General features: G+C 58.7%; 19 protein-coding genes and 2 pseudogenes. 12 read left to right on the top strand and 9 right to left on the bottom strand.

All coding sequences use genetic code 11. The features are described from left to right. Positions 1–117 precede the first annotated feature (117 nt). The 5 genes from lon to IFT75_RS00085 all read left to right on the top strand — a co-directional run bounded on the left by lon (position 118) and on the right by IFT75_RS00085 (position 7,394). On the top strand, positions 118–2,538 hold the full coding sequence (gene lon, locus IFT75_RS00105; RefSeq protein ID WP_122476705.1) for an endopeptidase La: 2,421 nt from the start codon (positions 118–120) through the stop codon (positions 2,536–2,538). A gap of 562 nt (positions 2,539–3,100) precedes the next feature. Continuing rightward, positions 3,101–3,493, top strand: coding sequence for a protease inhibitor I42 family protein (locus tag IFT75_RS00100; RefSeq protein WP_185794224.1), 393 nt, complete (start codon positions 3,101–3,103; stop codon positions 3,491–3,493). A 305-nt stretch (positions 3,494–3,798) separates the two neighbouring features. Beyond that, positions 3,799–4,581 (top strand): carboxy-S-adenosyl-L-methionine synthase CmoA, encoded by a 783-nt coding sequence (gene cmoA, locus IFT75_RS00095; RefSeq protein ID WP_185794223.1) that lies wholly within the window; start codon positions 3,799–3,801, stop codon positions 4,579–4,581. Continuing rightward, positions 4,578–5,534 (top strand): tRNA 5-methoxyuridine(34)/uridine 5-oxyacetic acid(34) synthase CmoB, encoded by a 957-nt coding sequence (cmoB, locus tag IFT75_RS00090; RefSeq protein WP_192052722.1) that lies wholly within the window; start codon positions 4,578–4,580, stop codon positions 5,532–5,534. Before cmoA ends, cmoB begins: the two co-directional genes overlap by 4 nt. A gap of 612 nt (positions 5,535–6,146) precedes the next feature. Next, positions 6,147–7,394, top strand: coding sequence for a ribonucleotide-diphosphate reductase subunit beta (locus tag IFT75_RS00085; protein WP_122476712.1), 1,248 nt, complete (start codon positions 6,147–6,149; stop codon positions 7,392–7,394). 67 nt (positions 7,395–7,461) lie between these two features. Here the strand turns inward: IFT75_RS00085 and IFT75_RS00080 are convergent. From IFT75_RS00080 to IFT75_RS00070, 3 genes and pseudogenes are all read right to left on the bottom strand, one after another. After that, positions 7,462–7,551: pseudogene (locus IFT75_RS00080) on the bottom strand (restriction endonuclease); the annotation flags it as partial. An 11-nt stretch (positions 7,552–7,562) separates the two neighbouring features. After that, positions 7,563–8,897 (bottom strand): McrC family protein, encoded by a 1,335-nt coding sequence (locus IFT75_RS00075; RefSeq protein ID WP_192052720.1) that lies wholly within the window; start codon positions 8,895–8,897, stop codon positions 7,563–7,565. Then, positions 8,894–10,441 (bottom strand): McrB family protein, encoded by a 1,548-nt coding sequence (locus tag IFT75_RS00070; RefSeq protein WP_192052718.1) that lies wholly within the window; start codon positions 10,439–10,441, stop codon positions 8,894–8,896. The genes IFT75_RS00075 and IFT75_RS00070 overlap by 4 nt, the downstream gene beginning before the upstream one ends. A gap of 125 nt (positions 10,442–10,566) precedes the next feature. Between IFT75_RS00070 and IFT75_RS00065 the strand changes: the two genes are divergently transcribed. After that, the gene (locus IFT75_RS00065) at positions 10,567–11,316 is read left to right on the top strand and encodes a hypothetical protein (protein ID WP_192052716.1); all 750 of its coding nucleotides are present in this window, start codon (positions 10,567–10,569) and stop codon (positions 11,314–11,316) included. 372 nt (positions 11,317–11,688) lie between these two features. Here IFT75_RS00065 and IFT75_RS00060 read toward each other — a convergent pair whose 3' ends face one another. Continuing rightward, positions 11,689–12,519 (bottom strand): SDR family oxidoreductase, encoded by an 831-nt coding sequence (locus IFT75_RS00060; protein ID WP_192052714.1) that lies wholly within the window; start codon positions 12,517–12,519, stop codon positions 11,689–11,691. Positions 12,520–12,619: 100 nt separating this feature from the next. On the opposite strand from IFT75_RS00060, the gene IFT75_RS00055 reads away from it, so the two are divergent. Together IFT75_RS00055 and IFT75_RS00050 are read left to right on the top strand one after the other, a co-directional pair. Beyond that, positions 12,620–13,516 (top strand): LysR family transcriptional regulator, encoded by an 897-nt coding sequence (locus IFT75_RS00055; RefSeq protein ID WP_192052712.1) that lies wholly within the window; start codon positions 12,620–12,622, stop codon positions 13,514–13,516. Between the two features lie 69 nt (positions 13,517–13,585). Further along, positions 13,586–14,835: pseudogene (locus IFT75_RS00050) on the top strand (IS256 family transposase). A gap of 103 nt (positions 14,836–14,938) precedes the next feature. On the opposite strand, the gene IFT75_RS00045 reads toward IFT75_RS00050, so the two are convergent. From IFT75_RS00045 to IFT75_RS00030, 4 genes are all read right to left on the bottom strand, one after another. Continuing rightward, complete coding sequence (locus IFT75_RS00045) at positions 14,939–15,484, bottom strand: ankyrin repeat domain-containing protein (protein ID WP_192052710.1); 546 nt, start codon at positions 15,482–15,484, stop codon at positions 14,939–14,941. Between the two features lie 55 nt (positions 15,485–15,539). After that, on the bottom strand, positions 15,540–17,066 hold the full coding sequence (katB, locus tag IFT75_RS00040) for a catalase KatB (RefSeq protein ID WP_192052708.1): 1,527 nt from the start codon (positions 17,064–17,066) through the stop codon (positions 15,540–15,542). Between the two features lie 150 nt (positions 17,067–17,216). Then, positions 17,217–17,987, bottom strand: coding sequence for a hypothetical protein (locus IFT75_RS00035; protein WP_192052706.1), 771 nt, complete (start codon positions 17,985–17,987; stop codon positions 17,217–17,219). 111 nt (positions 17,988–18,098) lie between these two features. Further along, positions 18,099–18,668: a TetR family transcriptional regulator gene (locus IFT75_RS00030; RefSeq protein WP_192052704.1), complete on the bottom strand. Its 570-nt coding sequence runs from the start codon at positions 18,666–18,668 to the stop codon at positions 18,099–18,101. A 144-nt stretch (positions 18,669–18,812) separates the two neighbouring features. On the opposite strand from IFT75_RS00030, the gene IFT75_RS00025 reads away from it, so the two are divergent. The 3 genes from IFT75_RS00025 to IFT75_RS00015 all read left to right on the top strand — a co-directional run bounded on the left by IFT75_RS00025 (position 18,813) and on the right by IFT75_RS00015 (position 21,324). Continuing rightward, positions 18,813–19,613, top strand: a complete 801-nt coding sequence (locus IFT75_RS00025) for an SDR family NAD(P)-dependent oxidoreductase (RefSeq protein ID WP_192052702.1) — start codon at positions 18,813–18,815, stop codon at positions 19,611–19,613. Between the two features lie 3 nt (positions 19,614–19,616). Beyond that, entirely contained in the window at positions 19,617–20,624 is a 1,008-nt protein-coding gene (locus IFT75_RS00020; protein WP_192052700.1) for an NADP-dependent oxidoreductase, read from the top strand. A 160-nt stretch (positions 20,625–20,784) separates the two neighbouring features. Further along, complete coding sequence (locus IFT75_RS00015; protein ID WP_342214358.1) at positions 20,785–21,324, top strand: cysteine hydrolase family protein; 540 nt, start codon at positions 20,785–20,787, stop codon at positions 21,322–21,324. Between the two features lie 64 nt (positions 21,325–21,388). Here IFT75_RS00015 and IFT75_RS00010 read toward each other — a convergent pair whose 3' ends face one another. After that, positions 21,389–22,255, bottom strand: a complete 867-nt coding sequence (locus IFT75_RS00010; RefSeq protein WP_192052698.1) for a LysR family transcriptional regulator — start codon at positions 22,253–22,255, stop codon at positions 21,389–21,391. 141 nt (positions 22,256–22,396) lie between these two features. On the opposite strand from IFT75_RS00010, the gene IFT75_RS00005 reads away from it, so the two are divergent. Then, a complete protein-coding gene (locus tag IFT75_RS00005; protein ID WP_192052696.1) occupies positions 22,397–23,143 on the top strand; it encodes an iron-containing redox enzyme family protein in 747 nt (248 codons plus the stop codon). The last annotated feature ends 140 nt before the right edge of the window (positions 23,144–23,283 follow it).

Below are 23,283 nucleotides of genomic sequence, written 5' to 3'. Positions count from 1 at the left end.
GGGCCACAAGCCCGGTTACAACCTTATCGGCAGCCGGCCGCAAAGCTTCAGTGCAACCATTGAAACCAGTCGCACCCTGCCCCATCTAAGCAGCATAGTCATTGACGCAGGTGCCCCATGAGCGACCAGCAGGAATCCAACGAGAATCCGTCCGAAGATCTGGACAACGAGCACATCGAGCACTCGACCCACTCCAGCACCGAGCTGGCCCTGCCTGGGCAGAACCTGCCGGACAAGGTCTACGTCATCCCGATCCACAACCGCCCGTTCTTCCCCGCGCAGGTGCTGCCGGTCATCGTCAACGAAGAGCCCTGGGCGGAAACCCTGGACCTGGTCTCCAACACCGAGCACCACTCGCTGGCGCTGTTCTTCATGGACACCCCGCCCGACGATCATCGCCATTTCGACACTTCCAGCCTGCCGCTGTACGGCACGCTGGTGAAGATCCACCACGCCAGCCGCGAAAACGGCAAGCTGCAATTCGTCGCGCAGGGGCTGTCGCGCGTGCGTATCCGCACCTGGCTCAAGCACCATCGCCCGCCGTATCTGGTAGAAGTCGAATACCCGCAGCAGCCCATCGAGCCCACCGACGAGGTGAAGGCCTACGGCATGGCGCTGATCAACGCCATCAAGGAGCTGCTGCCGCTCAATCCGCTGTACAGCGAAGAGCTGAAGAATTACCTCAACCGTTTCAGCCCCAACGACCCGTCCCCACTGACCGACTTCGCCGCCGCGCTCACCTCGGCCACGGGCAACGAGCTGCAGGGCGTGCTCGACTGCGTGCCGATGCTGCGGCGCATGGAAAAAGTCCTGCCGATGCTGCGCAAGGAAGTCGAAGTCGCACGGCTGCAGAAAGAAATTTCCGCCGAAGTGAACAAGAAGATCGGCGAGCACCAGCGTGAGTTCTTCCTCAAGGAACAGCTCAAGGTCATCCAGCAGGAGCTGGGCCTGACCAAGGACGATCGCAGCGCCGACGTCGAGCAGTTCCAGCAGCGTCTGCAGGACAAGACCTTGCCGCCCGCCGCGCAGAAGCGCATCGACGAGGAAATGCAGAAGCTGTCGATCCTGGAAACCGGCTCGCCGGAATACGCTGTCACGCGCAACTATCTGGACTGGGCCACGGCCCTGCCGTGGGGTGTGTACGGCAAGGACAAGCTCGATCTGAAGCATGCGCGCAAGGTGCTCGACCAGCACCACGCCGGCCTCGACGACATCAAGACACGCATCATCGAATTTCTCGCGGTGGGCGCCTACAAAGGCGAGATCAGTGGCTCCATCGTGCTGCTGGTGGGCCCGCCGGGCGTGGGCAAGACCAGCGTCGGCAAGTCCATCGCCGAATCCCTGGGTCGTCCGTTCTATCGCTTCAGCGTCGGCGGCATGCGTGACGAAGCCGAGATCAAGGGCCATCGCCGCACTTACATCGGTGCCCAGCCGGGCAAGCTGGTGCAGGCGCTCAAGGACGTCGAGGTGATGAACCCGGTGATCATGCTCGACGAGATCGACAAGATGGGCCAGAGCTTCCAGGGCGACCCGGCGTCGGCGCTGCTGGAGACGTTGGACCCGGAACAGAACGTCGACTTCCTCGATCATTATCTGGATCTGCGTCTGGACCTGTCCAAGGTGCTGTTCGTGTGCACCGCCAACACCTTGGACTCCATCCCCGGCCCGCTGCTCGACCGCATGGAAGTGATCCGCCTGTCCGGGTACATCACCGAAGAGAAAATGGCCATCGCCAAGCGCCATCTGTGGCCCAAGCAACTGGCCAAGGCCGGTGTCGACAAGAATCGCCTGACCATCAGCGACAGTGCGCTGCGCACGGTGATCGAAGGCTATGCCCGCGAGGCCGGCGTGCGCCAGCTGGAAAAACAGCTGGGCAAACTGGTGCGCAAAGCGGTGGTGCAGTTGATCGACAAGCCTGATGTACCGATCAAACTAGTGCCCAAGGACCTCGAAGCTTCCCTGGGGATGCCGGTGTTCCGCAGCGAGCAGGTGCTGTCGGGCAAGGGCGTGATCACCGGCCTGGCCTGGACCAGCATGGGCGGCGCCACCTTGCCGATCGAAGCGACACGTATCCATACACTGAACCGTGGCTTCAAGCTGACCGGGCAATTGGGCGAGGTGATGAAGGAGTCGGCGGAAATTGCCTACAGCTACGTCAGCTCCAATCTGGCGCAGTTCGGCGCGGACTCCAAGTTCTTCGACGAGGCCTTCGTGCACCTGCACGTACCCGAAGGCGCTACGCCCAAGGACGGCCCGAGCGCGGGTGTGACCATGGCCAGCGCGCTGCTGTCCCTGGCCCGCGATCAGGCACCGAAGAAAGGCGTGGCCATGACCGGCGAACTGACCCTGACCGGGCACGTGCTGCCGATCGGTGGCGTGCGCGAAAAAGTCATCGCCGCACGGCGGCAGAAGATCATGGAATTGATCCTGCCCGAGCCAAACCGTGGCAATTTCGAAGAGCTGCCGGATTACCTCAAGCAGGGCATCACCGTGCACTTCGCCAAACGTTTCGCCGACGTCGCCAAGATCCTCTTCTGACCCATCCACCCCCTGTAGCGGCGGCGCAAGCCGCGTCAGGGGGGCATTGCGTCAGGGGGCACCGCGTCCGGTCGGACACACCTCATGTACCGCCGACGCGGCTCGCGCCGCTGCTACAACGGCCCCCATCCGCCACACCCCTTGCGCCCTGACGCGGCTCGCGCCGCTGCTACAACGGCCTGATCCGCCACACCCCTTGCGCCCTGACGCGGCTCGCGCCGCTGCTACGACGGCCCCATCCGCCACACCGTTGCGCGCTGACGCGGCTCGCGCCGCTGCTACGACGGCCCCATCCGCCACACCGTTGCGCGCTGACGTGGCTCGCGCCGCTGCTACAACGGCCTCAGCCGCCATACCCCTTGCGCCCTGACGTGGCTCGGGCGGTGGCTACAACGCCCCGAAACGACACGATCCCCTGTAGCAGCGGCGCGAGCCGCGTCCGGCCCCACCACCGCCCCACCAGACTCACCACAATCTTCCCAAACGCGGTTCATACGCCTCACTCCTGCACATTCGACGAACTGGGTTATGCTTTCCAGATCCTCGTCCGTTCGGAGCCACCATGTCCGTCGTCCGCCTGATCCTTCCCGCCAGCCTTGCCGCGCTTACAGCCTGCGCCCAGCAACCGCTTCACAGCGTCGTGCTGGAAAGTCAGAGCCAATGCCCGGTTTTCCTCAACGTCGACCAGACCGTCACCCTGCAATTGCCGACCAACCCCAGCACCGGCTACCGCTGGCTGGTGCAGAATCCGGGCGCGAGCGTTTTGCGCAGCCTCGGGCCAGAGGTCTACAGCCATCCCGAAGAGGCCGGCGTGGTCGGGGCTGCCGGGCAATCCACCTGGCGCTTCCAGGCGCGCACCCCAGGCAAGGGTCATCTGATGCTCGTGCTGCAGCAACCTTGGGCCCCGGAAATCCCCCCAGCCCAAACCTTCAGCTGCGACATCACCGTAAAATAATCCGTAGGAGCGGTCATCGGCCGCGAAATGGGCACCGCGGTTCACCTGACACACCGCACAAACCCTTCGCGGCCACAGACCGCTCCTACAGCAATCGTCATCCCCCGTAGGAGCGGTCATCGGCCGCGAAACGGGCACCGCGGTTCAACTGCTACACCGCGGGGTCCCTTCGCGGCCACAGACCGCTCCTACAGGAATCGTCATCCCCCCGTAGGAGCGGTCATCGGCCGCGAAACGGGCACCGCGGTTCCACTACCACACCGCACATCCCACAAAAAATGCACCCCCGCCCTACATCCGCTAAAATGCCGCCCCGATTTCCCGCAACCCGCCTGGATCGCCCCGTGAGCAAAGAGCCCGACCGCCTATTCGCCCAGCCCCTGAGCCAGGTCCCCGACTTCGCCTTCAACGAAGACGTGGTGCGCGTGTTCCCGGACATGATCAAACGCTCGGTCCCCGGCTACCCCACCATCGTCGAAAACATCGGCGTGCTCGCGGCGCAATTCGCCCAGCCCAACACCACACTCTACGACCTGGGCAGCTCCCTGGGCGCCGTCACCCAAGCCTTGCGCCGCCACGTGCGCGCCGAAGGCTGCCAGGTGATCGCCATCGACAACTCCCAGGCGATGGTCGAGCGCTGCCGCGAATACCTCAACGCGCAGAACTCCATGTTTCAGGAACTGCTACCGGTCGACGTCATCGAGGGCGACATCCTGGCCCTGGACTTCAAGCCCGCGTCGGTCATCGCGCTCAACTTCACCCTGCAGTTCATCCCCCCCGCCCAGCGCCTGGAACTGCTCACCCGCATCCATCAGGCCCTGGTCCCCGGCGGCGCATTGATCCTTTCAGAAAAATTGCGCTTCGAAGACGACCAACAACACGACCTGCTCACCGACCTGCACATCGCCTTCAAACGCGCCAACGGCTACAGCGACCTGGAAATAGCGCAGAAACGCAGCGCCATTGAAAACGTCATGAAGCCCGACAGCCTCGAAGAAAACCGCGACCGCCTGCTCGCCGCCGGCTTCAGCAAGGTCGTGCCCTGGTTCCAATGCCTCAACTTCGCCTCGATGATCGCCCTGCCATGATTGACCTGTCCCCGCTCGTCCGCCGCCTGGCCAATACCCCGCTGGCCAACTGGGCCAACGGCCTGCAAGCCCAGCTCGACACCAAGATGGAAAAAGGCCACGGCGACCTCCAGCGCTGGCAGAGCTCCCTCGACGCCCTGCCCCCGGTAACCGCCTGCAACATAGACTTGGTCAACGGCTTGCGTCTGGACTGCGAAGACAACCCCGCCACCTACGACCAGATGCGCGCCGCTCTGATGGGTCTGTCCCCGTGGCGCAAAGGACCCTTCGACCTGTTCGGCGTCCACGTCGACACCGAATGGCGCTCGGACTGGAAATGGGACCGCGTCGCCCCCCACCTCGACCTGCGCGGCAAACGCGTGCTCGACGTCGGCTGCGGCAACGGCTACTACCAGTGGCGCATGCTCGGCGCCGGTGCCGACAGCGTCATCGGCGTCGACCCCAACTGGCTGTTCTTCTGCCAGTTCCAGGCCGTGCAACGCTACCTGCCCGACCTCCCCGCCTGGCACCTGCCCTTCGCCCTGGAAGACCTGCCCGCCGGGCTGGAAGGCTTCGACACCGTGTTCTCCATGGGCGTGTTCTACCACCGCCGTTCTCCGATCGAGCACTTGTTGGCGCTCAAGGATTGCCTGGTCAAAGGCGGCGAACTGGTCCTGGAAACACTGGTAGTGCCCGGCGACGAGCACCAAGTGCTGGTCCCCGAAGACCGCTACGCGCAGATGCGCAACGTCTGGTTCCTGCCTTCCGTCCCAGCCTTGGAAAAGTGGGTGCGCCGCGCCGGCTTCACCGACGTGAAATGCGTGGACGTGAGCATCACCACCGTGGCCGAACAACGCGGCACCGAATGGATGAAGTTCCAGTCACTGAGCGACTTCCTCGACCCCGACGACCACAGCAAAACGGTCGAAGGCTTGCCGGCGCCGATGCGCGCGGTGATTACCGCGAAAAAATAGCGTCGACACAGGGTCCTGTAGCAGCGGCGCAAGCCGCGTCGGGACCCAACAACCCCAACTGGCTCACCTCAAACCCACCATTCGTCAGTCCCTCGCCCCCGCCCCATTCCTGCAGCCCCCGTCCCTGCGCCACCAAACCTACTAGCTAGGATCCATGGCAAAACTGTATCCGTTTTTTGCCTTCACAGGATTCTCCAAAAGCTATATCGTGTGCCTCCTGAGCACAGAGGACACTACATAGGCGATTTCCAATGATTTTCGTGCTTACCTACAAAGCCGCTGCCCAGTAGCTTCCTGACTCTGCCAACCAACGTAAATACAGCAACAGTTTTTCCCTTGAACTGATACGTGCCAAGCAAAACTCCGTATAATTCTCGGCCCACGAAGGACACGCACCATGACGACCTGTGCCGCCATTGCCAAAGCCCACATCAAGGCCGGCCGTTGTCAGTCAAGCCCATGCAATACCTGAAACACCCCAAAATTCCACAAGATCCGAGGGTTCGCTCCCTCACCAGAACCGTCGCCTGATGCTGTGCAGCGCACCATCGGCAAAACCACATTTCTAAATTCATCAGCCGCCCACAGCGGCCTCGAGCAGGAGCCTCCCCCATGCTGAGCTGGGACGAATTCGACAAAGAAGACGCAGCCGAACCCGCCAAAGGCGCCAACGCCGGCCACGCCAGCGAAGCTGCGATGGACAAGCTCGACAGCGCCGGCGGCGCCGCCGCCCAAGAAGCCCGCGCCGCCAGCGCCAGCGACTCCGCTGCCGTAGCCCGCGCCAAGGCCGCCTTGAACAAACTCGACATCGCCGAAGGCCTGGCCGAGCTCGAAGGCTCCGCCGCCCGCGTCGCCGTCGACGAAAAGCGCATGATCAACTGCCGCGCCGACCTCAACCAACTCGTACCCTTCAAGTACGACTGGGCCTGGCAGAAGTACCTGGACGGTTGCGCAAACCACTGGATGCCGCAAGAAGTCAACATGAACGCCGACATCGCCCTCTGGAAAAACCCGGAAGGCCTGACCGACGACGAACGCCGCATCGTCATGCGCAACCTGGGCTTCTTCAGCACCGCCGACTCCCTGGTCGCCAACAACCTGGCCCTGGCCGTGTACCGCCTGATCACCAACCCGGAGTGCCGCCAGTACATCCTGCGCCAGGCCTTCGAAGAAGCGATCCACACCCACGCCTACCAGTACTGCATCGAATCCCTGGGCATGGACGAAGGCGAAATCTTCAACATGTACCACGAGATCCCATCGGTCGCGAAAAAAGCCGCCTGGGGCCTCAAGTACACCCGCGCCATCTCCGACCCGGAATTCAACACCGGCACCGTCGAAACCGACAAAGAACTGCTGCGCAACCTGATCGGCTACTACTGCGTACTCGAAGGCATCTTCTTCTACTGCGGCTTCACCCAGATCCTCTCCATGGGCCGCCGCAACAAGATGACCGGCGTCGCCGAGCAGTTCCAATACATCCTGCGCGACGAATCCATGCACCTGAACTTCGGCATCGACGTGATCAACCAGATCAAGATCGAGAACCCACACCTGTGGGACGCCGAACTCAAGGAAGAAGCTTCGCAGATGATTCTGCAAGGCACCCAGCTGGAAATCGAATACGCCCGCGACACCATGCCCCGCGGCGTGCTGGGCATGAACGCGGCGATGATGGAGGACTATCTGAAGTTCATCGCTAACCGTCGGTTGTCGCAGATTGGGTTGAAGGAAGAGTATCCAGGGACTACTAATCCATTCCCTTGGATGAGCGAGATCATGGACTTGAAGAAGGAGAAGAACTTCTTTGAGACTCGGGTTATTGAATATCAGACAGGTGGGGCTTTGAGCTGGGATTGATGGTGGATCCCGCTTAGCACTACTAGGAAGAGGCCGCCTTTGGGCGGCCTTTTTTTGTGCCGGGAATTCAGGGGGTTTTGACCCATCGGCCGCGCAAGATGCTCTTCAGTTCATCGAGGGATAACGTCATATCGCGCTTACGATGGACCACTGCATGGTGTTTATGATTCACATGTCAGCCGGGACATTTTGCTCGCTGGCCTCCATTTCATTGGGCTGACTTAGGAGCGGAGACGGCTGGCCGAACGGGGCACCGTCTGCGGTAACCAGCCGGCCTTTCTCCAGGTCGAAAGGTACCACCCACAGCGCCAATCCAGGGCCGTACTCGAAGACTTCCAATGCCTTCAGGAATATTGAGGTCTTGGGATAGATCAACACCAAATCCCCAGCGGCCTCCAGATATTTATGACCGTAAGCAAACATCTGATAGAGATCTGACTGAACCAAACCATAGTTTTTACCAGTCGTCTCGCTGTCTAAGTGCTTCCACTTCGCATCTAAAATCCATTGCTTCCCAGCAAGCTCAATTATCAAATCAGGCCTCAGCCGAAACAGCCCTCTCTCCCCCTGCGTACAGAGATACTTACCGGTAATTTGAGTACGCAGCGCTGATTCTGGAGCGAGCGAATCGCGCAAACACCCCGCCACATAGCTCTCAAACAATCGTTCCATCGGGAACAACAAACTCAACCCACGCCAATCCCCTGCCACCGCCACCGGCGTCAGGTGCTGAATGATTAACTTGCACCAAGGCTTGATCGGTTGGTAATGAGCCATCAGCCGATCCTCTCGCCACTGCTCAAAATCTCTACCCGTATCACGGCTTCTAGGAAGTTCAAGGAGCATTGTCCGCAGCTTATGCGCTAGCCGCCAGTTAGTCGGCTCCTGGGTCGTCTTACAAACGACATCCAGCGCAGTCCTGAGCAAACGGTTCTCAGGACGATCAGGCAGGAACACATCATGCCGAATTTGAAATCGATGTTGTCGGCTCGCAGGCTGACGCATTTGGCTGGACGCGTTAAGTTGGCCCTTGAGAAACCGCTGCTCTTCCTCTAAGCGCTGGTAGTCGAATCGCAAGCCTAGCTTGATCAGATGATCCAGAGCGTCGAGGAATCGGCTCATCAACCATTCGGTCAACGGCGTATCGAAACGCTGAAGCCCAGTGAAGCCGACTTTACGAGTGGGGAGATTTAGCGACTTTTGAATCATACATTGGAGCAGCGCACGGCTATCTGCAATGCAGTCGCCATCCTCGAAATGCTTGGGCAGTATTTCGATCCGCGTACCGCAGGGGGTTTCCACAACTCCAACGTAGTTATCAAGCTTAAGCCAACGGCGGTCCTGCACCTGCACGATGGCTGCGCCAGCTTGGGTAAATCTGGAATTGAGGTCGCACAGCCAGTCAAATGCAGACGGCGAAACCTGCGCTGTATCGAGGGTCGGTTGTTCGATCCTACTGGTGGTCAGCCGAGCGTACTCACGCACCGTAATCGTGGTTGTCACGCTTGCTGCTCGACTAACGCTTGTATGACTTTACGACCGAGGCGTCGGGTATTGAACTCATTTCCCGTAGCGGTGACCAGAGCTACACCGCATTCAGTTGCTGCCTCGCGTAGTAAAGGCTTCACAGGTGTGATCGATTCGCCATTGCGCATTGCGACGATGGTACCTGATTGGGACTGGCTAAACGTCACGTCGCCCCATTGCACCTGTTTCGCATCGTATTTGTTCGGAGCGTGAGACGACTGCGAGTGGTCAATAATGCCGAGGTATGCATCCACACGCTTGAACGCTGCAGGATTCAACTCCCAACGTTCTTTGCTCTGACCGGCATTCACCCCATCACCGAATAGCGCGTTGAAGTCCTGCGTCGGCTGGAAGAGAAAATGATTTCCAGGCGCCTTGCGTTGATCATTCAAGACCCATTGAATCCGCTGCCAATCATCGAAGAAGTACTCCTGCAACAGGGGGAGTATCTGCTGCTTGAAGATACTCTCTAGCCGCTCCAATGACCGGTCATGCTGGAGCGGCATAAAGTACGCGTGTCCCAGGCAATGATCACGATCCAGCAAAAGCGCAATCCGCTCATTCATCACGCTAAGTAATTCATCAATAGCTATACCTTCGACTTCTACTTCTTCTAGTAACTGAGGGTTAGGCGGCACTTCGATAAAGGTGAAGCGGCGGCGTAAAGCAATATCCATCGAGGCAAGCGAGCGGTCGGCGGTGTTCATCGTTCCGATGATGTGTACGGTGGCGGGGACGCTGAATCTTTCTTTGGAATACGGCAGGATGACTTCTAGTGCCTCTGCTGCGCCTGCACGCTTGGAGGGCTCGATGAGCGTGATGAGCTCACCAAAGATTCGAGAGATATTTCCTCGATTGATTTCATCAATGATCAACACGGTAGGCGCGTCTTGAGCCGCATGCTTATCAGCCGCGAAAAGGCTCAGAGGGGTTTGTCCGATCATATGCTCGACCATCGCAGGTATCAGGTTCTGGTACCCATTGACTGTGAACGGGTCGAACACTGAACCTTCAAGTTTTGAGTCCCATGATTTGTCGCGAATGTCCTGAATCGCAATATCACCCGCCACGACGTGACCAGCGAGACCATTGAGAACATTCATGCCGAACTCAACTTTTTTGCCGTTCGGTTTCTCTATCTCAACGACGTCTGAGGAGGCGTAGCTAACACGATATTTGCCGAATTGGTCACCGACCTTGAATGCCCTGTAGCCTGCCGCTATCTGGCGACATAGACTTTTGAGGACGCCGGGAACGACGGTGTACTGCAGGTGGCCGTTTTCATCGGTATCCGCGCGTAAACCCTCCACAAAATCCTCATAGCTGAAGCTTTGGTGGAAGGTGACGAAGCGCACGTCGCCAGCAGTAACGAAAGCGTCGAAGCGCTGCTTCAGAGCTTGACGGTTCGTGGCGTTGCCTTTGAGGAACGTGGGGTCTAGGATTTCCAAAGCCGCCGCAATGGTCGCATAGGTTTTTCCGGTGCCGGGTGGTCCGAAGAAAATCTGGTTGAGCGCAGGCATTGTGGAACGTCCTTGTAGGAAAATTCGCTCCACAGTATCCAGATTGCCAGTATCGGTAAAGGCCGGCAGACTAAGCGCAACGGGTCAGCCCCAGCCCTCATTGCATTGGATTGGAAACATAGCGCATGGAAGTGGAATCAAATAGTTCGTCAATCGAGAAACCGTTTCAGCTGATCTCCAAAACAAGCCTGACTGTGCTTTTAATACCTATTTTCAGCTTCGTTGGCTACTACGCCCCATATATGACTGGGCTTGCATACCATCAAGCTCTGTTAAAGCACTATGGCATTCCGCAGGGGCTGCTTGACCAAGACACATCATACTTATTCGTTTATGCCTATCAGGCGCTCCTGGACATTTCAGGCAACTGGTGGCCGTTCATTAGTAGGCCCAGTGTCATAGGTGTTGTTTTCTGGGCGCTTCTGCTGTTTGGACTAGAAGTCGCAACCCTTGTGGCATTTGACAGGAAAGGAAAGATCAGCGCGGCGCTTAACAGGCGACTGAAGAAGCCTTGGATTGTGGTTGGCTGCATGATCGCTCTGGTAAGTTTTTGTCTCACAACCCTGGTTGTACTCGTACCGATTATCGCCTTTCCTATACTCAGCGTGCCGAAAAAGCTGGGGGAGTGGGGAGCAGAATTGAAACTGAAGAATCAGGTGTACGTAGGGTGCGAAAACGAAACCGACGTCACTCGTTACTGCAAAGCGCTAGTGCATGACAATGTAATTCAAGACGCTGGCTACGTGGTTATGGTGTCGGACCAGTGGATAGCGCTGTATCGACCTGCTGTCGGGACAGTGGTATTGAGCCTAGGTGAAAACGCTCTCAAACCAATATCACCGGAAGAGTTCAAGCGCTTTGAGATGAATCGGTGAGTACCGACGCGCTCCAGCGAGCGGAGAATACAGCAAACCGGACAACCGCAGCCTCCGACGCTGGCTCAGCCATGAGGTGATCGCGGTGACTCGTGATGGAGTGCTGCCAGTGAGTGATTCGGTGACGAGTTTGAGTGTGATGCAGCGGCCGGGGTTACGGTTGAGTGTGTTGCACTGGCAAAGCGAGAGTTGGATGCGGGATTTGTCGGTGGTGTTGGAGAGTGATGAGATCCAACTCTGCCCTGCGACGAAACCCTCACATGGCGCCATGATCATGTCGTTGAAATGCAAAAATAGCGACATGACATGCCCGCATCGTCTCGAAAGGGCACATATTCATGCGTACCACTCAGCGTCATGCAGCCTCGTGTGTCAGCTGTCGAGTTCGGTGCTGCGAGCTTGAGTTTGTTGTTGTTCCAAGGTGGTTAGCCTTTCGGTGAGGGCGCTGTGAACACGGTCGTAGGCGTCGCTGCCGAGCAACAGGCGTTTAGGCGCTGGGGTTGAGGCGGCTACGAGGATCATCTCGCGCGCCATTTTCTCGGGGTCGCCTTTCAGCGCAAATGCACCACTGGCTACCGCTCGGCGGACGTCCCCGGCTGGAGTCTGCTCATACACTGCCATGGGCGATGGCCTGACCAGTGCAGCGCCGAAGTTGGTGCGGGTCGGGCCTGGCTCGACCAGAGTGAACTGGATACCGAATGGCGCGACTTCCTGGGCAACGGCTTCGACGAAGCCTTCGATGCCCCATTTGCTCGCGTGGTACAGGCTGAAGTTCGGATACGCCAACTGTCCGCCCTCGGATGACACTTGCAGGATCCGTCCACCGCCCTGCTCCCGTAGGTGTGGCAGGCAGGCGCGTATCAGTTGGATGGAGCCGATCAGGTTGGTTTGCAGTTGCTGTTCGATCTGTTCGTCGCTGACTTCCTCGGCGGCGCCAAACAGGGCGTAGCCAGCGCTGCTGACTACTACGTCGATATGGCCGAGGTCGTTGAACGCTTGCTGGACTACGTCGCGAATGGCGGCGGGGTCGTTGACGTCCAGTGCGCCCAGCCACAGTTGTTCGCCGTATTGGGTTTGCAGCTCGCTCAGTACGTCCGGGCGCCGCAAGGTGGCCGCAACTCGATCACCGCGTGCGAGCAACTGCTCGACGAGCGCGCGGCCTATGCCTGATGAACTGCCGGTTATCAGCCATGTGATGCTCATGTTCGTGTCCTCTCATGTTGGCTATCAGAACGTCCACCCTAGCCTTCGAGCACTGCTGTTACTATCCGGTGAATCTCGGATGCGCTGGTGAAATATCCCCATGAATAAACCGTCGCCGTCTCTGGCCGAGCTCAACGCTTTGGCGCTGATCGTGTCCCATCGCAGCTTTCGCAAGGCGGCGAGTGAGTTGGGGCTGTCGGCGTCGACCTTGAGCCACATGATGCGCACGCTGGAGGCGAATCTGGGCGTACGGCTGCTTAACCGCACTACGCGCAGTGTCGCGCCTACGGCGGTGGGTGAGCGGCTGGTGGCGCGTCTCACGCCGTTGATGCGCGGCTTCGCGCTGGCGCTGGAGGAGGTCAACGAGTTCCGTGATTCGCCCAGTGGTGTGCTGCGCATCAGTGCTAGCGCGCCGGCGGCCAGGGTGCTGATGGAGCGCGTGGTGCCAGCGTTTCTGGAGCGTTACCCGAACATGGCGATCGATCTGAAGACCGATGGCCGGCTGATCGATATCGTCGCCGAGGGTTTCGATGCCGGCATTCGCCTTGGCGAGTCGGTGCCGCAGGACATGATTGCGGTGCGGCTGGCGCCGGATACCTGTTTCATGACCGTGGCATCGCCGGGCTATCTGGCTCGGCACACAGCGCCGGTCACGCCGGATGATCTGCGCGAGCATCAGTGCATCTGCATTCGCATGCCCAGCGGCACGCCATATCGCTGGGAGTTCGAGCAGCATGGGCAGCCGATGACGCTGGAGGTGTCGGGCAATCTTACGTTGGATAGTTTGGAGATCATGGCGGACGCGGCAGCACGCGGGCTGGGGATTGCGTATTTGCCCGAGCATACGGCGGGGCGGTATCTGCGGGATGGGCAGCTGGTGCAGGTGCTGGAGGATTGGAGCCCACGGGTGCCGGGGTTGTTTTTGTATTACCCAGGGCATCGACATGTGCCGGGTGGGCTGCGGGCATTGATTGAGGTGGTGCATGAGTTTGCTTGAGAGGCAGTACGCTGGGCGGGGGTGTCAGAAATTTTGTGTTCGGGCATAACATGAGTAAGAGGTGCATGTATGCCAACCAAAAAGAAACCCGAGTTACGGAAGCTACCGAAAATCCCAAAAGAACTGCTTGAGCAGTTCAGCGAAGGGATGATGACCGCGGAAGCCATCGAGGACGCCTCTGCGGCGTTCAAGAAGGCTTTGATCGAGCGAGCTCTGGGTGCCGAACTCGGCCATCACCTGGGCTATCCGCCGGGCGCGCAGCGCCCCGAGGATGAGACCAACCAGCGCAATGGCAAAAGTGGCAAGACGGTTCTGACCGGAGATGGCCCCATCCGACTGGATATTCCGCGCGACCGGGACGGCAGTTTCGCGCCCATCCTGATCCCCAAACACGAGCGCCGTTATACCGGTTTTGACGACAAGATCATCGCCATGTATGCCCGTGGAATGACGGTCAGAGAAATCCGTGCATTCCTCTCCGAGCAGTACGGTACGGACGTTTCGCCCGACTTCATTAGCTCGGTAACCGACGAGGTCATGGCCGAGATCGGCGCATGGCAGCAGCGGCCTCTAGAGCCGATGTATCCGGTGATTTTCTTCGATGCCCTGCGGGTCAAGATCCGTGAAGAAGGGCTAGTTCGCAACAAGGCGATCTACTTGGCCTTAGGCGTTTTGCCCGACGGAACGCGCGATATCCTCGGCATCTGGATAGAAAATACCGAAGGCGCGAAGTTCTGGATGAAGGTTTTTAACGACCTCAAGACACGCGGCGTCGAAGACGTACTAATTGCCGTCACCGATGGCCTCAAAGGCATGCCAGAAGCCCTTGGAGCCGTGTTCCCGGATACGACATTGCAGACCTGTATCGTTCATCTGATCCGCAACAGCCTTGATTACGCGGCTTGGGATAAACGTCGCGAACTGGCGAAGGCGCTCAAACCGATCTATCAGGCGGTCACCGCCGAAGCGGCTGAGCAAGCCCTCGATGCGTTTGAAAACGGGCCATGGGGCAAGCAGTATCCAACAGTGTGGCGGCTTGGCGTCGGGCTTGGGATCGAGTGATTCCGTTCTTTGTTTTCCCGCCAGCGATCCGAAAAGTGATCTACACGACCAACGCCATCGAGAGCATCAACGCTCAGCTGCGCAAGATCATCAAGACCCGCGGCCACTTCCCGACCGATGATGCGGCGACGAAACTGATCTGGCTTGGGCTACGCAACATCACGGCAAACTGGGGCTCAGCGGCCCATGATTGGAAGAGTGCGATGAATCAATTCGCGATTCTGTACGGAGATCGATTTATCAGGCCGACCTGGTAAAAGCACGGCCTGCCTGGCGGCAGGCCGTTAACGCCCCGCACACAAAAAATCTGACAGTCCCCGCTGGGCTAATGACATACCCAACTTACTCCAGCGCCACAGCTCAACGCAGAGGCGCCGAACTAAACCGCCCCTCCCCCAACGATCGCGCATCATTCCCCCTATCATCCCGCGCATCCAAATCCGCGCCCTTCGCCGCCAGCGCCTCGAGAATATCCTTGCGCTGAAACAGCGCCGCATACATCGCCGCCGTCTGCCCTGAGTTATTACGCTCATCCGGCGCACAGTCTGCGCCGAGTAGCCGATGGGCGATGCTGACTTCGCCTTTGAAGATCGCCCCCATCAGCGCAGTGTTCCCGCGCTTATCCTGGCTACACGGGTTGGCGCCCGCTGCGAGCAACTGTTCCACGGCATCTTTATGGCCGTGATAGGCCGCCAGAATCAGTGCGGTGTAGCCGCTTTCATCGCGGGTGTCCAGATCATAATGAGCGTCGATGAACGCGCCCAAACGGTCGGTACTGCCCGTGCGTGCGGCTTCAAAGTACAGTGCTCGAAGTTGCTGCCGGGTATCGGCAGGCGGTGTGTCATCGGCCAAGGCGACCGTTGCAACCATCATCGCCGAGCAGATCCAGGGAATGAAATAGCGCATTAGGTTTTGCTCCTGAAGATCACCGACCGTTGTTGCACGGTCGGTGATCGATACATCAGTCCTGCAGCTTGGCGGCCAACTGCTTGACCTTCTCCAAGTCGCCTTTGGCAACTTTGGTCACGCCTGTGCCATAGGCCGGATCGGCTTTGTACAGATACGACAGCATGATGTTCTTGCTCTCGGTATCAGTGTCAGCCAGGGAACCGCCGAAGCTGTTGATCAGGTCCTGCTGCTCCTTGGGCGAATAGGAGCGGTACAAGTCGCCCGCTTGTTTGAAATTCTGCTCGCGCTGAATCTTCGCCTGTTGGGTAGTACCGCTCAAAGCCGTTTGGCTATAACGCGCACTGTCGTCACTTGGGCGCGGCGCAAGGCGGCTCGGCTCGTAGTTCACCCCGCCGGTGGTATGGCCGCTGTTCAAGGCGCCATCCTGGTTACCGTTGTTGACGGCCACGCGAGGACGGTTGATCGGCAGGCTCATGCCGTTGGCGCCCAGGCGGTACATCTGGGTATCGGCATACGAGAACACACGGCCTTGCAGCAGACGGTCTTCCGACGGTTCGATACCCGGCACCACGTTGGACGGTGCCATGGCAACCTGCTCGGTTTCCTGGAAGAAGTTGTCGACGTTCTTGTTCAGCACCATCTGCCCGATCTTCTGCTCCGGCACGTCTGGCCAGATCTTGGTCGCGTCCAGCGGGTCGAACGCAAACTTGGCCAGGTCTTCAGGCTTGAGCACCTGGATGTACAAGTCCCACTTGGGGAAATCGCCCTTGTTGATTGCGCTGACCAAGTCATGGGTCATGTGCGCGTAGTCTTTGCCCTGGGTTTGCACAACCTGATCCGGGTCCAGATTCTTCAGACCTTGCAGGCTCTTCCAGTGAAACTTCACGTAGTGCACTTCGCCCTTGTCGTTGACGAACTTGTAGGCGTGCACGCCATTGCCGTCCATGAAGCGATAACCCGCAGGCGTGCCTTCATTGGAATACAGCAGCGTGAGGGTACGCGTCGCTTCCGGCACATGGGAGAAGAAATCGAAACGACGGGAGTCGTCGTCGAGGTTGGTGCGCGGATCGGGTTTGAACGCGTGCACCATGTCTGGAAACTTGATCGCGTCACGAATGAAGAAGGTCGGGAAGTTATTGCCGACCAGATCCCAGTTGCCGTCCGCCGTATAGAACTTGGTCGCGAAACCACGTGGGTCGCGCAGCGTTTCCGGCGAGTGGTTGCCGTGGACGACCGACGAGAAGCGCACGAACACCGGTGTGTGGGTTCCTGGCGTGAACACCTTGGCCTTGGTCAACTCACTGATGTTGCTGGACGCGACGAACTCGCCATATACGCCGGTGCCACGGGCATGCACTACGCGCTCCGGAATGCGTTCGCGGTCGAAGCGCTGCAGTTTCTGCAACAGCTGAACGTCTTGAAGCAGCGCCGGCCCGTTGGGTCCGGCCGTCTGGGAATTCTGATTGTCACCAACCGCGGCACCGTTGTCGCGGGTCAAGGTGTCCGCAAAAGCGGATGACGAAAATATGCCGATGGCCAATGCCGTGACCGCGCACCCTGATAAGGTTCTGATTTTCATAGTGAATCCCTCACGCTTCTTATGTTATGAAGAAACCTTGAGGGTAACGGCAGCCAACAGCGTGGCTAAATTGGAAGAGCCTATTGGCCCGATAGGCAAAGATGCCTGCCGGTGTTATCGGACGGACCCGTACCCCTGATTCGGTACCGCCTACGCCCGCAACCCATCCTCCGGCACGAATATCCACCCCTCCACCGGATCGATATCCGCCATCGGTTGAGCCAGCCACTGCGGCCTGTGCTCGAACGCCCACGCCAACAGCGCGCAGGTCAGCGCATCCTGTGCATCGACATGTTCGAACCCCGGCACGAAACTTCGCGGCACACTCGCCTCCTCGACATGGAAAGGCACCCGCAAGGCCTCGATACACGCCGAGCGTTTGCATGCCGAGGGATAGGCTTCGATCGCCCGCAGCATCTGCCCGTCCGTCCATACGCCACAGGCTTCACGAATGGGCGCGAATCGCCCCAGTACATGCATGCCCTTGGTCGCCTGGCTTCCGATCATGTCCTTGATCGGCGACAGCGGATAAAGCCCGCGTTCGAACAGGAAATGCTCGGTGCGGCGGTGCAGGTAGGGATTGCTGGATGATTCGCCAACGGTGGGCACAGCGATGCCACGGGTAATGAGGTCTATGAAAGGCCTGGAGAAGCCGAGCGGAGTGTCGATGCCCATGAGCATGCGCGGCGCCTGGTGAAGTGCTGGATCTATTTCACACAATCTCAACAGCCCATCAACGAATTGCTCGGTCGAACTTGCTTGGTTGATCGTCCGCCGCAGATTACCCCGCCACGGCTTGCCCACGAGTCGGCGCTCGGCGTCCAACACCACCAAGGCATCACGGCTCGCCGGGTTTCGATCGCAATTCCACCCGCCTACGTCCCAGCCTACGAACAGTGTGGTGGGGTTTGGGTAAGTCATGGTGAACACTCACGTAAGTAGATTCGGGTTGCCATCGGGCATACGCGTAGCACGGAGCCTCTCAGCAGGTTCCCCATACGGAACATCAGACGCAAAGTTAAGACAGTCCCCTCAACTCTCCACCCGCGCCAACGCCTGTGCCCGGCAGGTTTCCAGGATCTCGTCAGCCAGCGCGGAGTCATCCGGACAGGCTCTGGAAAGCATCAATGCACCGACCAGATGCGCCAGTGCGTTGATTCGTTCGGCCCGGGCGCTCTGCTGCGTGAGCTTGTCTGCATCGGGGTCAACGGGCGTCGCGTTGGCCAACAGCCGTTCCATTCCCTGCGCGAATACCGCTTTGATCTCTTCGGGCTGCCGTGCGGCATCGGCCGACAATGCGGCAAGGGTGCAGCCATCACCGGGCGCGTCGCGGTGCTCGCGCGACAGGTAGCGCTCGATCAGCGTTGCACGTTCCGCCTCACCGGTACTGGCTTCCATCTGTGCGAAACCACACGCCGCCGCCTCGCTCATGAGGTCTGCCTTGGAGCGAAAATGCTTGTAGAAACCACCGTGGGTAAAGCCAGCGGCTGCCATCAGATCAGCCACGCTCACGCCGTCGTAACCCCGTTCGCGAAACAAGGTGGAGGCGGTTTCAACGATGTGCGCACGGTTGGCCTGCGCCTGTGCCTTGGAGACTTTCATGCCGGTGCCTGTGAAATAGAACCAGGGACAAGCATACATTGATGTTGATCAACATCAAAATGCTTGACCGTTTAGATTTCGATCATCATCATAAAACCGTCACTGCCCATCCTTGCCCCGCGTCTCTCCCAGGAATGCATCCCCATGAGCAATCTCCCTACAGTACTGATCACCGGCGCCTCCAGCGGCATCGGCGCTACCTACGCACGACGCTTCGCCAGTCGTGGCCACGCGCTGGTGCTGGTAGCGCGCAATCGCGAACGCCTGGACGTCCTGGCTGCACAGTTACGCGAAGAAAGCGGCGTGAACGTCGATGTCATCCAGGCTGACCTCACCCGCGCTGAAGACCTTGCGCAAGTAGAACGACGCTTGACCGAAGATGCCAGCATTGGGGTCTTGATCAACAATGCCGGCGTAGGCCAGTCAGGCGGCTTTTTGCAACAGCGCGTCACTGCTCTCGACAGCCTGCTGGCACTGAACGTCACCGCAGTGACCCGCTTGGCGGCAGCCATCGCTCCGCGCCTGATTCAAGCGGGCGCTGGAAGTATCGTCAACGTCGGCTCGGTCGTAGGGCTCGCCCCGGAAATGCAAATGACCGTCTACGGCGCCACCAAAGCCTTCGTATTGTTCCTGTCCCAGGGCCTGCAGGCGGAACTGGGCCCCAAGGGCGTCTACGTGCAAGCCGTACTGCCCGCAACCACCCGCACCGAGATCTGGCAGCACTCCGGGATCGATATTGCAACCTTGCCGGAAATCATGGAGGTGGATGATCTGGTAAACGCCGCCTTGGTGGGCTACGACCGTCGCGAGCTTGTGACCATCCCACCGCTGCACGTGGCCGAGCGTTGGGAAGCGTTGGAAGGTGCCCGTCGCCTTCTGCTTTCGGATCTACGCCAGGCAAGTCCAGCCGAGCGCTACCTGGCTTCTGCCCCTGTCGGGCAGTAACCCATGAAAGCCTTTCTCATTGATCGTTACGGCAAACGTGTCATCGGCCGGATAGCTGACATGCCAGAGCCCACCTTGGCGGCCGACGATGTCCTGGTGCAGGTACACGCGGCGAGCGTCAATGCGCTGGACGTCAAGATTCGCAACGGCGAGTTCAGGCTCATCCTGCCCTACACCCTGCCGCTGATACTGGGCAATGATATGGCAGGCACGGTGCTCGAAGTGGGTAAGAACGTCACCCGCTTCAAACCGGGCGACGATGTGTTCGCCCGGGTCCATCAAGCGCGTATTGGCACGTTCGCCGAACGCATTGCCATTGATCAATCCTGTGTGGCCAACAAACCCGTCAACCTGACCATGGTCCAGGCGGCATCGCTGCCCCTGGTGGCATTGACTGCCTGGCAAGTACTGGTTGAAACCGCAAAACTCACACCCGGCCAGAAGGTTCTGATTCACGCAGGATCCGGCGGTGTGGGCACTGTGGCGATACAGCTCGCCAAACACCTGGGTGCTTATGTCGCCGCTTCCACCAGTACGGCCAATGTCGAGTGGGTGAAGGCCCTCGGCGCTGACCAGGTGATCGACTACACGACTCAGCACTTCGTCGAGCAGTTGCACGATTACGACATTGTGCTCAATAGCTTGGGTCCAGACGTACTGGGCAAGTCAGTGGAGGTCTTGAAGCGGGGCGGCCGACTGATCTCGATCTCAGGCCCACCGACTGCGGAATTCGCTACCAGGCAGGGACTCGGCTGGACCTTGACGCAAGTCCTGCGCGTGTTGAGTTCGCGCATTCGCAGCCAGGTGAGGCAGCGGGGCATGTCCTATGATTTCGTGTTCATGCGTGCGGACGGAGGTCAGCTCGGGGAGATAGCTTCACTCATTGAAGCCGGTGTCATCACGCCCGTGGTCGAGAAGGTCTATCCCTTCGAGGCCACTGCAGATGCCCTCGCCCATGTTCAAAGCGGCCGCGCAAAGGGGGAAGTGGTAATCGAGCTACGGAGTTCCTAGCACCGTTTGGATCAAGTTGCGCATGGATGAAGTTTTTCACAGTCAACGATTTGCATATGGACCCATCAGGTACAACCGCTTAGGCTGACTCGTACCCGTCCCAGTGCATTGGCCGGGCCAGGTTCGATGCTTCTCATCTCATTCAAAGGACTTGAAATCCGTGAAAGCGCTAATCGTCATCGATGTACAACAAGGCCTGTTCCAGGCAGACCCAGCTCCCGCCTTCGCCGCTGAAGTGATAGCGCGCATCAACACACTGACGGCATGTGCCAGAGCTGAAAACGTTCCGGTGATCTTCGTTCAGCACGAACTTACCAATGGCGAGTTTTTGGTGCGCGGCAGTGACAGCTGGAAAGTCGACCATCGGCTTGTGACAGCCGACACCGATCACTACGTCAACAAGACCACGCCGGACTCTTTCCTCAGGACCGATCTTCAGCCGCTATTGCAGCAAGCCGATATTTCACACCTGGTAGTGTGCGGCTATGCGACCGAGTTCTGCGTGGACACGACGGTCCGTCGTGGCGCAGGCTTGGGTTACGAAATCACATTGGTGAGCGACGCCCATACCACCCAGTCCAAGGCGCATGCCGATGCGGCGCAGATCATCGCTCACCATACCGCCACGCTGCCGAGCATCAAAAGCTTCGGTGTACGCATCCAGGCGCAGGAAACCGCAGCGGTCGATTTCGCCAGCTGACTGTGGGCACGTCTGCTGCCTTGGGTAAATAACTCGATCGCAGCCCAGCGGGACGTCCGTGCATTCAATTCGAATGTACGGATGCGCACAGCATCTGTACGAACCCTTCCCTGACCGGATGCCCATCAGTGCGCTTGTGGGTCAGCAGAAAGTTGTCCACGCTGTCGAACTCGAGTGCGTCACAGACAGCCAGTCCTTCGAGGGCGCGGTGGTTGCAGTAGACGCCCCTGGGAACCACCGCCATGCCTATGCCTTGCGCAACGCACGTCAGAATGCCCCCCCAACTTCCACATACCACCCATTCCACCCCTTGCAATGACTCCTCGCACCAAGCCTGCGCAACAGCGTGAAACGGACAACCTTCAGGCCACGCCAGGACTTTTCTATTGTTCAGATTCAAGGGTCCGTGTTGCAACCACGTCTGCGGATAAACCAGCACCGGTCGATCACCGGGTAATCTGCGGCTGACAAGTCTCGGGTTGACCGTGTCCATCGCCACCACTGCTACATCCAGCTTCCCGTCCAGAACGTGTTCTACGAGTTCTGGCCAGGTATCGGTAACGATCTCCAGAATAACCTGCGGATAGTCCCGCTCGAATGCTGCAGCGATGCCCGCAAGCCGCGTACTGACGAAGGAATCTATACCCCCTATCTTCAAAGTCCCGCCAAATGTTTTACTGTCGTTGAAACAAGACTGTGCCTCGCCAAAGGCCTGCAGTACTTTCTCTGCATGCATAAGCAGGTGTTTACCCGCAGCACTTAGTTCCACGCCCTTGTCGCCTCTATTCAACAGGCAACATCCAACTTCGGCTTCCAAAGCCTTCATGCGCGCAGTGACATTCGATGGTACGCAGTGTACGGACTTGGCGGCTTTGACGATGCTTCCCGCTTTGTAGATAGCGGTGAGCATGCGCAATTGCGAAATATCCATATACACCTCGAGTGAATCACTGATTCATTTTTTGTTGGTTGTGCGAGTCCCCTTGCCCGTGGATTCTACTGCCAATGCCAAGCTGATACCAAAAACCAAACGGCAACTTCGAAGCACTAGGTTACAAATAAGGAGCTGCGCATGTCAGGTTATTATGAAGAGATCACTAAACTTGCGACCTCCGTGCATCAGCATGGGGCTCTGAACAATGCATTCTATGAGCGCTGGATGGCAGCACCCCTGTCCTTCGACGAACTGGCCCTGTTTGCCAAGAATTATCTGGTAAGAACTTCGCAAACGCCGACGATGATCGCGTTGTCGCTGCTGCACACCGACAACCTGTGCGCACGCGTCGAAATCGCCAAGAACTTGTACTCGGAGTATGGCTACGGCCAGCCTCAGAAAGCACACATCCATTTGCTGGAGAACTTTCTAACCGATCTACTCAGCCGAGTGGCCGTTGTCTACAAGCCAGTGACCAAGCTGAGTGATGAGTTGATCCTGCCCAGTACTCGTCAATTCATCGAAGAACAGCAAACCCTGTATACCCGTCACCCTGCTGAACGAGGCTGCCAGCGCATCCTGGGTACCCTGTTGGCACAGGAGTGGTTGGCGTTCTCCATGCTCACGCGTTTGTACGAAGGCGTGCGGCACTACCAGCACCTCTACGCTTCAAACGACGAGTTCCACGAACACTGCGAGTACTTTTACGTCCATATCGGTAATGCCGAAAAGGACCACAAGATCCAGGCCATTCACGCAGCCACACTCGAATGCCGCAACGACGATGAATTTGCTGCGTTGGCAGATGGCTTCTACGACTTCATGACCCTTACCGAGCAGTACTGGAATGGCATTGCCCATGCCATGGGGTATCGTCCCCGTTAAGTCGAGGGCTACCCGACAGCCAGGCGTGGAATACCACGCCGGAAAAGACAAAACCCCTACCTGCTCACGCAGATAGGGGTTTCGGAATTGAATCTTGACGATGACCTACTCTCACATGGGGAAACCCCACACTACCATCG

Origin of the sequence: Pseudomonas sp. CFBP 8758 (assembly GCF_014841725.1) — a bacterium.
In the GTDB taxonomy this organism is placed as follows: Bacteria; Pseudomonadota; Gammaproteobacteria; order Pseudomonadales; family Pseudomonadaceae; genus Aquipseudomonas; species Aquipseudomonas baltica.
Note: the sequence above shows the minus strand (reverse complement) of the source record. Positions and strands in the feature narration are given on the sequence as shown.